Origin of the sequence: Robertkochia solimangrovi (genome assembly GCF_007279655.1) — a bacterium.
Lineage (GTDB): Bacteria > Bacteroidota > Bacteroidia > Flavobacteriales > Flavobacteriaceae > Robertkochia > Robertkochia solimangrovi.
The window spans coordinates 65,218-77,383 of the sequence record NZ_QKWN01000012.1; the positions used below are offsets into that span (position 1 = coordinate 65,218).

The 12,166-nt window shown below is 39.6% G+C and carries 12 protein-coding genes; 11 read left to right on the forward strand and 1 reads right to left on the reverse strand.

Annotated features, from left to right (window positions below):
- Nucleotides 1-17: 17 nt before the first annotated feature.
- From DMZ48_RS15770 to DMZ48_RS15815, 10 genes are all read left to right on the forward strand, one after another.
- Nucleotides 18-1,292 (forward strand): TraB/GumN family protein, encoded by a 1,275-nt coding sequence (locus DMZ48_RS15770; protein WP_143956134.1) that lies wholly within the window; start codon nucleotides 18-20, stop codon nucleotides 1,290-1,292.
- Between the two features lie 576 nt (nucleotides 1,293-1,868).
- Entirely contained in the window at nucleotides 1,869-2,660 is a 792-nt protein-coding gene (locus tag DMZ48_RS15775; RefSeq protein WP_143956135.1) for an alpha/beta hydrolase, read from the forward strand.
- Nucleotides 2,661-2,774: 114 nt separating this feature from the next.
- A complete protein-coding gene (locus tag DMZ48_RS15780; RefSeq protein ID WP_143956136.1) occupies nucleotides 2,775-4,652 on the forward strand; it encodes a helix-turn-helix domain-containing protein in 1,878 nt (625 codons plus the stop codon).
- Nucleotides 4,653-4,820: 168 nt separating this feature from the next.
- Nucleotides 4,821-5,405, forward strand: a complete 585-nt coding sequence (locus DMZ48_RS15785) for a hypothetical protein (RefSeq protein ID WP_143956137.1) — start codon at nucleotides 4,821-4,823, stop codon at nucleotides 5,403-5,405.
- A 736-nt stretch (nucleotides 5,406-6,141) separates the two neighbouring features.
- Nucleotides 6,142-6,714 (forward strand): dihydrofolate reductase family protein, encoded by a 573-nt coding sequence (locus tag DMZ48_RS15790; RefSeq protein ID WP_143956138.1) that lies wholly within the window; start codon nucleotides 6,142-6,144, stop codon nucleotides 6,712-6,714.
- 86 nt (nucleotides 6,715-6,800) lie between these two features.
- A complete protein-coding gene (locus DMZ48_RS15795) occupies nucleotides 6,801-7,031 on the forward strand; it encodes a hypothetical protein (protein ID WP_143956139.1) in 231 nt (76 codons plus the stop codon).
- Nucleotides 7,032-7,164: 133 nt separating this feature from the next.
- Nucleotides 7,165-7,566 (forward strand): GFA family protein, encoded by a 402-nt coding sequence (locus DMZ48_RS15800; protein WP_143956140.1) that lies wholly within the window; start codon nucleotides 7,165-7,167, stop codon nucleotides 7,564-7,566.
- A 187-nt stretch (nucleotides 7,567-7,753) separates the two neighbouring features.
- Complete coding sequence (locus DMZ48_RS15805; protein WP_162558741.1) at nucleotides 7,754-8,875, forward strand: ligand-binding sensor domain-containing protein; 1,122 nt, start codon at nucleotides 7,754-7,756, stop codon at nucleotides 8,873-8,875.
- A gap of 102 nt (nucleotides 8,876-8,977) precedes the next feature.
- Nucleotides 8,978-9,406: a helix-turn-helix domain-containing protein gene (locus tag DMZ48_RS15810; protein ID WP_242009235.1), complete on the forward strand. Its 429-nt coding sequence runs from the start codon at nucleotides 8,978-8,980 to the stop codon at nucleotides 9,404-9,406.
- Nucleotides 9,407-9,435: 29 nt separating this feature from the next.
- Nucleotides 9,436-10,146 (forward strand): CPBP family intramembrane glutamic endopeptidase, encoded by a 711-nt coding sequence (locus DMZ48_RS15815; protein ID WP_242009236.1) that lies wholly within the window; start codon nucleotides 9,436-9,438, stop codon nucleotides 10,144-10,146.
- 21 nt (nucleotides 10,147-10,167) lie between these two features.
- Here DMZ48_RS15815 and DMZ48_RS15820 read toward each other — a convergent pair whose 3' ends face one another.
- Nucleotides 10,168-10,716: a pyridoxamine 5'-phosphate oxidase family protein gene (locus tag DMZ48_RS15820; RefSeq protein ID WP_162558742.1), complete on the reverse strand. Its 549-nt coding sequence runs from the start codon at nucleotides 10,714-10,716 to the stop codon at nucleotides 10,168-10,170.
- Between the two features lie 77 nt (nucleotides 10,717-10,793).
- On the opposite strand from DMZ48_RS15820, the gene DMZ48_RS15825 reads away from it, so the two are divergent.
- On the forward strand, nucleotides 10,794-12,164 hold the full coding sequence (locus DMZ48_RS15825) for a pyridoxal phosphate-dependent decarboxylase family protein (protein WP_143956143.1): 1,371 nt from the start codon (nucleotides 10,794-10,796) through the stop codon (nucleotides 12,162-12,164).
- Nucleotides 12,165-12,166: the final 2 nt, after the last annotated feature.

The following is a 12,166-nucleotide window of genomic DNA, read 5'->3' on the forward strand; positions in this document are numbered from 1 at the left end:
CGGATTAGTAATTTAAAATGAAGCCCATCAAAAGAACACAGATATTTACGATGTTATTAACCTTTGTACTACTGCATGGTTATTCCCAATCCAAAATAGCATATTTAGAAAAAAACAGATTCGATTTAAATTCCTCAGCGTTTGATTTTCCGGAAAGGGATTTCAATATTATTGGGTTCGGAGCTTATCATGGAAGTGCGAAAACTGAACAAACCGAATATGCATTACTCAGATCTTTAACGAAAGAGGGTTTAATACAATATTATCTGCCGGAAACTGATTTTAGTATCGGACATTTCTTCAATGAATATTTACAAACAGGAGATACACTTTTACTCAAGGATTTGATCTATAATTATGGAATCAGGGTACCGCAGGAACGAAGTATAGAGACCTATGAAAAATGGAAAAAAATTAAAGAACTTAACGATGATTTATCAGGAAAGCACAAATTAACCGTTGTAGGAATCGATCTGCTAGTCTCCTATAAATACACCTGTAAACATCTGCTTGAAATTATTGACTATAAACAAAATCAGGAAAAATCATTACTGGGAATCGTCAATATGGTAGTATCTGATACTACTGATTTTTCACCTTATTATGATAGTTATTCGAAAAAAGTACTGAAAAATTTTGTTGAGGATTACGAAATAAATCCGGCAAAATTTGAAACGGTAATTAAAGATAAATTTGTCTTTGATCACCTTATAGAAAATCTAAAAAGTACATTTGAGAATTTTGGCAGTTCCTCCAATCGCGAGAAAATAATCTATGACAACTACCTCCGGTTAAATGAGTATTACAATTTTGACAGGAAACGGCAATTTGTTCGATTTGGTTTTTTTCATTTAGAAAAGGAGAGAGAAGGAAATAATGCATCCTTTTTTACAAGATTAATAGAAGGCAATATATATCAACGTAATAAAATTATTACGGTAATCGGGTATTTGACCAATAGTCGAGTACTATGGGATATTGTATATGACGATCATAATAATTACAAGTCCTACACTACCGAAGGGGGTTATGGAATAGGAGATTATGAGAAGGAGTATTTTCTCGGCATCGGGAATCTAAAGAATGCCAAAAACTCGGATATTACGCTTTTTCGACTTAATCAAAAAAATACACCCTATTCCAACGGTATTCCCGATTTGATGGAAATTGTAATGGAAGATGATACTTCCAATGGAGAACAGGTAAAAGGAAAATCTACCACTGAATTTTTGGATTATGCAGTACTGATTTCTAACTCTAAAGCGAATACGCCCATTGAGGAAATCAAATAAAACAGTCGCTGATTATTCTTTTAAATCATGAGAATATTTCCGCCCCTTCCAATTGCAATTCGGATCGCTGCAATCGATAATATATGACTATGCAGAAAATTTAAAAAATCACAGTGATTTTTAGGAGTATCTCCCGAATGGTAAGAATAGCCAAAATAAGTGCGTATCATGCTTAGCGATAAAAATACTGATGACAGTTTGGATTAGTCCTTACATGCGGTTGTTGCTTTAAATTTCTGTGCGATTTATTTCTTTTTGAATGCATGGCCAAATGTAAGAAGGAAGTATGGTGTAAAAGAAAGGTATTCATTTAAATAACACTTCCTGATAATAATTTGGGTAGTTCTACGGGTCTGCTATCTGCATCGGGAATACTGTGGGACTATAGGTTCAGCATTGTGATGTTTCTGGTTTAGAAAGTTATCGACTATTTTCTTATCTTATACTGTCGTAAGAATCTAAAGTCTGATAACAAAATCGCTCCTATGATTGCTGACCTTTAGATTGAATTATTCTTCCCATTTCATGAACATTGACTTATCCTTGAATCAAGTTGTTGCATTTAATTAAGTCAATATGAAGTCATTGAAACAAGTATTTATTTTATTTATTCTTTCAGGTTCACTAATGTTGAACCAAACTTTTGCTCAGGATGATGTTCCGAATAAAGATACTACCCTATGGAGCAGATCGGAGGCATATACGCCTACGAGAGTTAATTTGCCGGATAACTATGATCCCGATAAACCCTATACTCTGGTAATTGGCCTGCATGGCTATGGTAGTTCCGCAGAAGGTTTTCTTGCACTGAGTAAACCTTTTACTGATGCAGGATTTATTTTTGCAGCACCGGAAGCATACTATCCAGTGCCGTTGGATAACGGTAAATTGGGGTATGAATGGTTTCTATATGATATCTCATCGTTAATTATGCTGGAAAGGCCTGCATCTGACCTTGAAAAGGCCGCAATGAGAGTCACTACAGAAAAGCAAATGGGGCAGGTGATCAGCGATCTTAAAACTAATTATCGTATCGATAAGGTCTTTGTGGCTGGTTTTTCACAAGGAGGAATTATTACCTATCTCACCGGTATCCATCACTATGATAAGATTGACGGGATGATAATTTTTAGTTCTGTGGTCGATACAGACTGGTTAGGGAATGATGATATTCGGGAGGGCAATCGGGTCAGGACTCTGATCATTCAGGGCGAACAGGATACGCTGGTTCCGATAGCACTGGCGGAGAATGGCAGAGATCTCTTACTTGAAAATGGTTATGAGGTCACCTACAGGAAATTCGAAGGGAAACATTCCATACCGATGCATCTTATGGACTTTGTGATTGAATGGATCAAAGAAGAATAGGTGAGCTGCCATTGATAATTATGCGATCATGGCCGGTCAGGAAGTTTTGAATTTATCCGTATCTTAGATATAGGGGTAAATTACTGGAGTTAAGTATTTTGAAAGCCGGGGTTTATGAATTTCAGTTCTTTAAATGATACAGAATTCATTGAGAGGCTCAGTAAGGTCGTCGAAGCAAACCTTGCTGATGAGAATTTTGGTGTAAATGAACTGGCAACCTGTATCAAACTTAGCAGAACTCAGCTTCACCGAAAGCTCAAAGCTATAAGGAATCAATCAGCCAGTCATTTTATTCGGGAGATCCGACTGATCAAAGCCCGCGAAATGTTACAGGACAATGTGGGTACAGTCTCTGAGATTGCATATAAGGTTGGCTTTGGGAGTCCTTCGTACTTTATCAAATGTTTTCATGATTTTTATGGCTGTTCCCCGGGTGTTCTGATGAAATTACCCGCTGGTGAAGCAATAGAATTTCGTGATCCCTCTGATTCAAATCTGAAACCTTCCAAAAGGAAAATTATTCTCAGCCTCATCCTGGGGTTAGCGAGTGTAGTTTTGCTAGCTGTGCTGATCTTGCTTGTATCCGGATATCTGAGTAGTAATTCTGAAGCTGGTCCCACAGACAAATCCTTAGCGGTTTTACCCCTGAAAAACCTGAGTGACAACCGTGATATTCAATACCTCGCAGATGGGATTATGGAAGATATCCTGAATCGGTTGTCGAAAGTTCATGACCTCAAGGTTAAATCGAGAATCTCCTCAGAACAATACCGGCAGCCTGAAATGTCGGTTCCCAAAATTGCCCGGGAAATGAAGGTTTCCTATGTTTTGGAAGGAAGTATTATGAATCAGGAGGACAAAGTTAGGATCTATGTCCAGCTGATCGATGCCAAAAGTGATAATCACATTTGGTCACAGGAATACAATCAGGATCTGACCGATATATTGGATATTACCACAGAAGTTTCCCGTCAGATTGCCCGAGAGTTGCAATTGGCACTTACGAACAAGGAAGCTAACTATCTTGGAAAGAATTATACAACAAACCGTGAGGCTTATAATCTCTATTTAAAAGGCCGGTTCTTCTGGAGTCGGCGAACGGAGGAAGACCTGCTGAAAAGTATTCTGTATTTTGAACAGGTGATTGAAAATGACGAAAATTTTAGCCTGGGTTATGCAGGACTTGCCGATGCCTATTATATTTCTGCCTGGTGGGGGTTTTATCCCAGAGTAGCGGGTTTTGAAATGAGTAAACGATTTGCTCAGAAAGCTCTGGAGTTAGATAATGAGTTGGCTGAAGTTCACGCAACGCTGGGAGGTATTGCTACCTTTTATGACTGGGACTGGAAATCAGCAGAGGAGGAACTAAGAATGGCGATAGCGCTCAATCCTAATTATGCCAGCGGCTATCAGTATTATGCGGAATTCCTGGATATTCTGGGTGAAAAAGAAGCTGCGCTTAATATGATCACTAAAGCGATGGAACTAAATCCGAATGTCTCGATCTTCAACTATATTCGTGGTGTCTGCGAGTATAAAAACGGGAATTTTGGAGAAGCCTTGAATTCCTGTAATAAAAGTTTGGAAATAAGTACCATGGAACTGCCATTATGGATCAAATTTTATATTCATCTGAAGCAAGGAGAAGATGTATTGGCGATTGCGGTGCTTAATGAAGTGCTGACCTTTCTGTATCCTGAAGACAATCCGCAACGGCAAATTCGAAGAATACATGACCGATCTGATATGAAAGAGGTCTTATTATATACCACAGAATGGTTGAAGGATCATGGTTATCAAAATGATTATCGGTTGGCTGAACTCTATGCCTTAGCCGGTGAGGAACAGATTGCATTGGACTATCTGGAGCTGGGATTTGAGCATGGAAATAACCGGATTCCAAGAATGAACAGCAATCCTGAATTTACCTCGATTAGTCAGGATCCGCGGTTTATCGCATTATTGGAAAAGATGAATCTCATTGTCGATTAAGGGGTGGTAAATCCAAAATAGCAGCGCAGAATAGATATTCAGGGAGGAACATAATTTATATGTTCCTTTTTTTATTAGGATGATTGGAACATGATTAATAGGTTTCAGGAAGGAAAAGGGGTGAACTTTAAATACCGTTTAAAACAGTGTTTAACCAAAAGAAAAATTATGAGAACTATTAAATGTATTTTCTGTGCCCTGTTTACCATATTTATGATCGCAGCTTGTGATAATAACACCGAAAGCGATTTAAACTCAGACCTGCAAAGCTCTGCAATAGAACAGGATGTATCGAACAAATCCCACACTGTAACTCTGCCGTTCAAAGGCAAATTTACAGTAATGCGAGCAATGGATCCAGTTGTGATCGAATGCGGGTTGCAAGAATCCATGATCGGAGCAGGAACATTGACCCATTTAGGTAAAATGAGCACAACCATGTTGTTCTGTGTAGATCTTTCAGATCTTAGTTATTCCTTCCTGGAAGATGGTGCCTTTGTGGCGGCCAATGGAGACGAATTGTATTTTAGGGTAGATGACGGGCAGATATTATTCGGTGATTATGGCTATTATCAGGGCTATTTCAACGATGAGGTTGTTTTCACCGGAGGTACTGGCCGATTCGAAGGGGCAACCGGTTCTATCTTTACCAATGCTTACGTGCATTCCGGAACTCCGGGTAATGAATCTGATCCGTTCCATACCGATTTTTCCATCATTGAAGGAAGTATTACGCTTAATAAAGGAAAATAACCCATGACTCTTAAAGCGCCATTAATTAGTTGATTACAATGCTTTTAAGGTCCGAAGGAACCTGTGTTACAGGTGTGTGTTATCCAAATCAAAGAATTGCAGGTTCCTTTGTTTTTTGCTATTGTATTGTTAAGTGAATACAGAAAATTCGTATTAAACACCTATATTCCCCATTACGACAGCATAATCTCAAAAGTAATGAGGTTTCCCGTTTTAGTTTTGTTAATGTTATTGCTTACCGGAATTGCTGATTATTTACAATCAATCGAAAATAACTGTTCCGAAAATTTTAAAAGCGATGTGGCACTTGGTGTCAATGCAGATAGAGATGTGTACAGGGTGGGAGACACCATACATCTGCGTATTATTTTTAGGAATACCTCCTCATAAGATCTGACGATCGCCTTCAGGTAGGGCGATTTTCATTATTGGCAATTAGGAATCACGCAAAATGGCAAAAAATTGATCGGTGCCGATCGATATGTATTTAAAATTCCACCTCTTGGATTTTTTGAAAGTGATTATCATGATCTTGCCAGCAGTTCTTTCCGGGAATTGAATAAGGGGTTTAATTATAGTATACGAGTGCCAAATTTTGCCGCAGAATCGAGCAATTCACCCTATCTCAGAATGAAAGCCGTATGGTATGGGAATCTAAGTGCTGAACAAATTAATATCCAGATAACATGTTAATTCCTAATTGATTAATTTTAGAAGATAAGACAAAATTATACTTATGAGAAGAATAATCTCTTTTGTGCATATTTCACTAGATGGATTTGTAGCAGGACCAAATGGAGAAATGAACTGGATAAAGCTGGATGAGGAGTTGTTTGATCACATTGGAATGCGAATCAGTAAAAGTAATGCCGGGTTATATGGACGTAAGACTTATGAATTGATGGAGGATTACTGGCCGACTGCGGCAGATAATCCGAATGCCACTAAACACGATATCGAGCATTCTGCATGGTATGCCAGGGCTCATAAGTTCGTGATATCCCATAGCCTGAAAGGCTCATCGCTGGAAAATACAACCATTATCGGGGAAGACCTTACGGGACAGATCAATGAGTTGCGTCAGCAGGAAGGGAAGGAACTCCTCCTTTTCGGGAGTCCGACCACCACACATGCTCTCTTAAGATTAAATTTGATCGATGGTTTCTGGTTTTTCGTGAATCCTGTGGTGTTAGGTGAAGGTATTCCCTTGTTTGAAGGTGTTAAGGATCCCTTAAAACTGAAACTTCAGTCTACGAAACGGTTTGCTTCCGGAGTAACGGAATTGAGTTATAGTGTAGTTCGTAGTTAGTACCTGATTGCAGTATTACTATAGGGAACTTTGAAGGCAATTACATCGAAATTTTGTGTTTTATTCCCAGTATCTAAAAATCAAAAATGGTAGGAATACAAAGCATAGAATCTAATGTTGATCATCAGTCTGAAAGGGTTAAAAAGTATATAATTCTTTGGTGTAGCAAAGGCCATTTCTCCCTGGAAATGGATAATAAAAGTATTATTCTGAGGAAGTATCAGGTGCTGACAATCACTTCCGGTAAACATAGTGTGAGCACCAAAACCGGTTGTATACTTTTTCAGTCGATCCCAGAGGAAGTTATATTATTATAGGGTAGTCACCAGACAGTGTTTTCAAATCTTAGGAAGTGTGAAACAGTTCAATTGGAAAAAGCACTGCCCCCTTATCAAATGGCTATGAGGTAATTTGCATAAATTTGATATTCAAAATATAGCAATTCGATTTATGGAATATTCAGGTTCATGTTTGTGTAAAGGTGTAAAGTTTAAAATAACTGGTGTATTTGAAAGTTTTTATCTCTGTCATTGCCGATATTGCCGAAAAGATACCGGATCGGCACATGGAGCCAATCTTTTTTCATCCTCTGCGAAAATTGAATGGTTAAGAACCGAGAAAAAAATTAAAACGTATCAACCTCACAAAAGTGAACATCTTAAAGCATTCTGTACGAATTGTGGTTCAGCTTTACCAAGTTTGCAAATGGAAGGAAAGCTTTTAGTAGTTCCGGCAGGTTGTCTGGATACAGAAATAGACCGAAGACCTGATGCACATATCTTTTTTTCCAACAAAGCAAACTGGGATGAATCTCTGGAAACACTAAAGCGATTCGATCGTCTGCCTGATTAGATTTTTATTCTGGTAATGATACGAAAGGATATTTGACAAGATTTTAATAAGGGCATTGCTGTGAACATTACCTGACATGGAACTTTAATTGCCGGAAGATCCTGTTTTTTATACTTTTAAGGAGGCGATGAACCGAAGTGATGAGTTTTGTTTCAACTCGGTATTGTGGTCACTTAAAATTTCGAAAATGCATAAAATCAATTGTAATGTGATAGTTATGGTAAGGCTCTTAGGTTTTGTTTTTTTAGCGATTGCCACATTTTCATGTAAAGGCCAGGAAACAGAGAATGTTCCCGTTGGAAGTATGGAACAAAAGGAGCTGTCCGATACGGTTGCAATTCAACCGCTGGTTTATCAGAAGCCTAGGGCTGATACCCGCCACCATTCCACCTTGAACGGTAAGGTTAGTGAATTTATATGGCAGTTTTTTGAAGACAGTCTGGGGAATTTTTGGTTTGGAACCAATCATGACGGAATCATCATGTATGATCAAAAATCGCTCGTAAATTATAGGAAAGTGGATGGAATTGGAGGCAATGCGGTTAGAGCGATTAAAGAAGATCGCGATGGTGGAATTTGGTTCGGCACTTCCGATGGACTCACCCATTTTAACGGGAAGGAGTTCATCAACTATACTACAAAAGACGATTTGATCAATGATGAGATCTGGGCAGTAGAGATCGATCCGTCAGGACTTCTCTGGATAGGTACGGCCGGAGGGGTGAGTAAATTTAACGGGAAGCGGTTTGAGGATTTCATGATTCCAAAACCTGAGGTTGCCGATGCGCGGCCAATGCTGTCTGCCGACAGAGTGAGTGATATTCTGATCGATGATACTGGTAAAGTATGGTTCGTGAATGACGGTTATGGTATCACCCTATACAAGGATGGTCGTTTCGAGTTTTTAACGGCTGAATATAACCTTACGGATAATAATGTTGCGGATCTTTATCAGGATAGCCGGGGAGATATCTGGATTGGAACTTTCTATGGAGGCGTGAGTAAATTTAATGGGGAAACCTTCAGGAACTTTACCAGCGAAGGACTTTTAGAAGGTGTGGAGGCTTATAATTTTTGTGAGGACAGGAATGGAAATATTTGGTTCTCTGCAGAAAATTTCGGAGTGTACCGATACGATGGCGAAAGGTTCACCCGATTTTCTATAGAGGATGGATTAGCCACTAATACTATACAATCGATTTACGAAGATAAAAAAGGGCAAATCTGGTTCAGTACCTGGAGTGGGATCAGTCTGTATGATGGGGAGGGAATCAGCGATGTTGCAGAGAAAGTGCTCTGGGCAAGATAAATACGGATAATAGAAATGTGAAATTTGTGCTAGCCCGTTAAATGGCGTAAGAATGGCATATTGGTGACGTCCGTTAATTTGATTAACTAAAATAATTTTACGATGAATAAGGGAAAGCAACTCATGATAGCAACTATCGTAAAAGAAAGACGGATGAAGTTTAATTATACTCAAATGGAATTGGCGGAAATCTCCAATATTAGTCTGCGTTCCATTCAGCGCATCGAAAATGGAGCGGTTATGCCAAGAGTACATACCTTGAAAATACTTGCTAAGATTCTGGATTTCCCTCTGGAACTTATAACTACAACGGATAGTTTAAACGTAGGTAAATGGCAAACCTGGTCTTTTAGAGAAATTATCATTTCTCTTCTGATAATTATTGCAACTATATTATTGGCAATTGCCTTTATCGCACAATCATCAACATTTCCCGAAACTGATTTCGAGTTGTTGCTGTATTGTGCTTCCGTAATAGGGATATTGATTTTCCTGTTACAGTTATACTGGAGATGTAAGGTTTTTCGATAGGTGAAACATCGATCTGAAACGAATACAATATGATCGGAATTGTCATTATTCTCATGGCTTCATGGCTGTTACTTTATTTTTTTAGGCATGAAGGACTGCAGGTGCTCGGAATTTGTCCATTACGGCAAAGGAGTACTGAATTCGCCGTTGGTCTGACCTTCATCTTTCTTTTAAAATCCATGTTCATTATCATCGATTCAATGGTGTATGCGATAGACTGGAAACTGAATCCTGCAATTGATTATATGCATACAAGTCGATCATTTTTGTATCATCTCAGATCGGCGCTTACGGAAGATCTTGTGTTTCGGGGGGCGCTGTTTTATTTGCTACTCCAAAAACTTGGAATGCACACAGCAATTCTGATTTCTGCTGTTGTCTTTGGTATGTATCATTGGGTTTCCTATGGTGTAATTGGCGATGGGATAGTTGTCTTAATCTATGTACTTGTAACGACAGGTTTAACCGGTTATATCTGGGCTTTTACCTATGTAAAGACGGGTTCAGTCCTCATGTCTTTTGGCTTTCATGCCGGTTGGAATTTTTTTAACACACTGTTTTACGATTCTGAACCTTATGGCAATCTTCTTTTTCTGGACTCCACACGGCGTAGTTTATCTGGAACTTATGGCACTCTTTATGCTATTTTTATAGGTATTGCACCCGCCATATTTACACTGATATTTGTAAAGTGGTGGGTTAAATTTAAAAGTATCTCTGAAGAGGAGTCCCCAATGTAAACAAAGGCATGAGCGTCGGTTCTATGGTACCATAAAATGTCCGCTCCACTGACCGCTTTCTTCATAACTGTACATCACTCGAAGATGAATCGGGCGTTTTAACTGCAGGTACTCGATTTTGTAAGGTTCTATGTTTAAAACACAGAAATGATTACTGTTATTCAGGTACTCGATCTTGTCAGGTCGTGTGACCTTAGTGCCCGGAGATTGTGCAGCACTGTAATCATGCTTAGCTTCTTCATTGATCTGTTCCCAGAGCTTTTTAATACGCTTTGGGTTCTCTTCGGGAAAAGCGACTGCATCGATCTTTACCTGTAATAATTTGAAGTGATCGAAGAACAACAGGCATACTTTGTTGTTCTCTCTGATATGTGTTACTTTCTTAGATCTGCGATCGGTAAAGATCGAGATCTTGAGCTCATCATCCACATCTCTGAGTACCACTGTTCTCAATCGGGGAGTCTGGTTGATACCCATGGTAGCCAGCGTAAAATATCGGAAGGGATGTTTATGGTCTTTAAGAGCTTTTTTTAGCTCATTTTTGGCATTATCTAAATATTCCTGAGTCACGATCCAAGTTTTTATAAAGGTACAAATTCTGTGTTAAATTTTACAAAAGCCTACCTTTGCAAAAAAATTACAGATACATGCATAATATCGATATAGATGTGGTGGAAATGACATTGGATGTCATGAAGTATGCCATTCACAGAATTACGAATTCCAATCCTGAACTGGGTATTCCCCGTAAAGAATCTGAATTACGGGAATTGGTAGGTGAAACTATTACTGAGCAAGGGATCGGTGGAGAAAAAGCCTTTCAGTTATTTCGTGATGTACTCGTGAAAGCTACGGTACCGATCGATCACCCCAGACACCTGGCTTTTGTGCCTGCATCACCAACCCGTGCAGCTGTGATGTTCGATCTTGTGACTTCTGCTTCCAGTATCCATGGTGCCTACTGGATGGAAGGTGCCGGTGGAATTTATTGTGAGAATGAAGCGATGAAATGGCTGGTCTCACTTACCGGACTTCCGGAAGGAGCCTTTGGTGTATTTACCAGTGGAGGTACTGCTGCCAATCTTTCAGCTATGGTAGCAGCTAGGGAAAATTGGAGATCTGCAGGCGAACATATCAGGGAGCGTGGACTCATTATTACCTCAATAGGGGCCCATTCGTCTATCAAGGCAATGGCCAAGGTCATCGATGCCGATGTTTTACTGGTGGATACAGAAGATCGTATGGATGCTGAGATGCTGATCGCGAAGATCGCAGGATTGTCAGAGCAGGATCGCCATCGTCTATTTGCTGTAGTAGCAACCGGAGGTACGACCAATGCCGGGATCATCGATGATCTGGATGGTATCGCTTCTGTTTGTGAGCAAGAAGAATTATGGTTCCATGTAGATGCCGCTTATGGTGGAGGAGCATTGGCTGCTGATTCGGTTCGGCACTTGTTCAATGGGATCGAACGAGCAGACAGTATTACCATTGACCCGCATAAATGGTTGTTCTCTCCATACGATTGTGGGGCTGTTATCTATAAGAGACCAGAACTGGCTAAAAAGGCACATTCTCAGGAAGGATCCTATCTCGACATTTTTAAAGATGAAGGAGCACACGGATTCAATCCTTCCGATTACCAGATCCAGCTTACCAGAAGGGTGAGAGGCTTACCTTTGTGGTTCTCACTGGCCATGCATGGAACCGATAAATATAAATGGGCGGTCGAGTGTGGAATATCGATGGCCAAAAAAGCCGGAGATATGATCGAGGCGGAAGATCATGTAGAACTGGTTCGTGACCCTAGCTTGTCTTGTGTTTTATTCAGAAGAAAGGGATGGACGCCGGATCAATACCGCGACTGGACTTATAAGAACCATCGTGAAGGTGTCGCATTGGTTACTCCTACAAAATGGAAATCCGGACAACAGTATGAAACCGTAGCGCGATTTTGTTTTATTAACCCGGATACTACGGAAAAGGATGTACAGTTGATACTGGACACCATGAAATAATA

What these genes read in the sequence shown, in the direction of transcription:
- DMZ48_RS15780 (WP_143956136.1), top strand. Translation starts at nt 2,775, where the DNA reads ATGAATTTCAGTTCTTTAAATGATACAGAATTCATTGAGAGGCTCAGT.
- DMZ48_RS15785 (WP_143956137.1), top strand. Translation starts at nt 4,821, where the DNA reads ATGAGAACTATTAAATGTATTTTCTGTGCCCTGTTTACCATATTTATG.
- DMZ48_RS15805 (WP_162558741.1), top strand. Translation starts at nt 7,754, where the DNA reads ATGCATAAAATCAATTGTAATGTGATAGTTATGGTAAGGCTCTTAGGT.
- DMZ48_RS15770 (WP_143956134.1), top strand. Translation starts at nt 18, where the DNA reads ATGAAGCCCATCAAAAGAACACAGATATTTACGATGTTATTAACCTTT.
- DMZ48_RS15825 (WP_143956143.1), top strand. Translation starts at nt 10,794, where the DNA reads ATGCATAATATCGATATAGATGTGGTGGAAATGACATTGGATGTCATG.
- DMZ48_RS15810 (WP_242009235.1), top strand. Translation starts at nt 8,978, where the DNA reads ATGAATAAGGGAAAGCAACTCATGATAGCAACTATCGTAAAAGAAAGA.
- DMZ48_RS15815 (WP_242009236.1), top strand. Translation starts at nt 9,436, where the DNA reads ATGATCGGAATTGTCATTATTCTCATGGCTTCATGGCTGTTACTTTAT.
- DMZ48_RS15795 (WP_143956139.1), top strand. Translation starts at nt 6,801, where the DNA reads ATGGTAGGAATACAAAGCATAGAATCTAATGTTGATCATCAGTCTGAA.
- DMZ48_RS15800 (WP_143956140.1), top strand. Translation starts at nt 7,165, where the DNA reads ATGGAATATTCAGGTTCATGTTTGTGTAAAGGTGTAAAGTTTAAAATA.
- DMZ48_RS15775 (WP_143956135.1), top strand. Translation starts at nt 1,869, where the DNA reads ATGAAGTCATTGAAACAAGTATTTATTTTATTTATTCTTTCAGGTTCA.
- DMZ48_RS15790 (WP_143956138.1), top strand. Translation starts at nt 6,142, where the DNA reads ATGAGAAGAATAATCTCTTTTGTGCATATTTCACTAGATGGATTTGTA.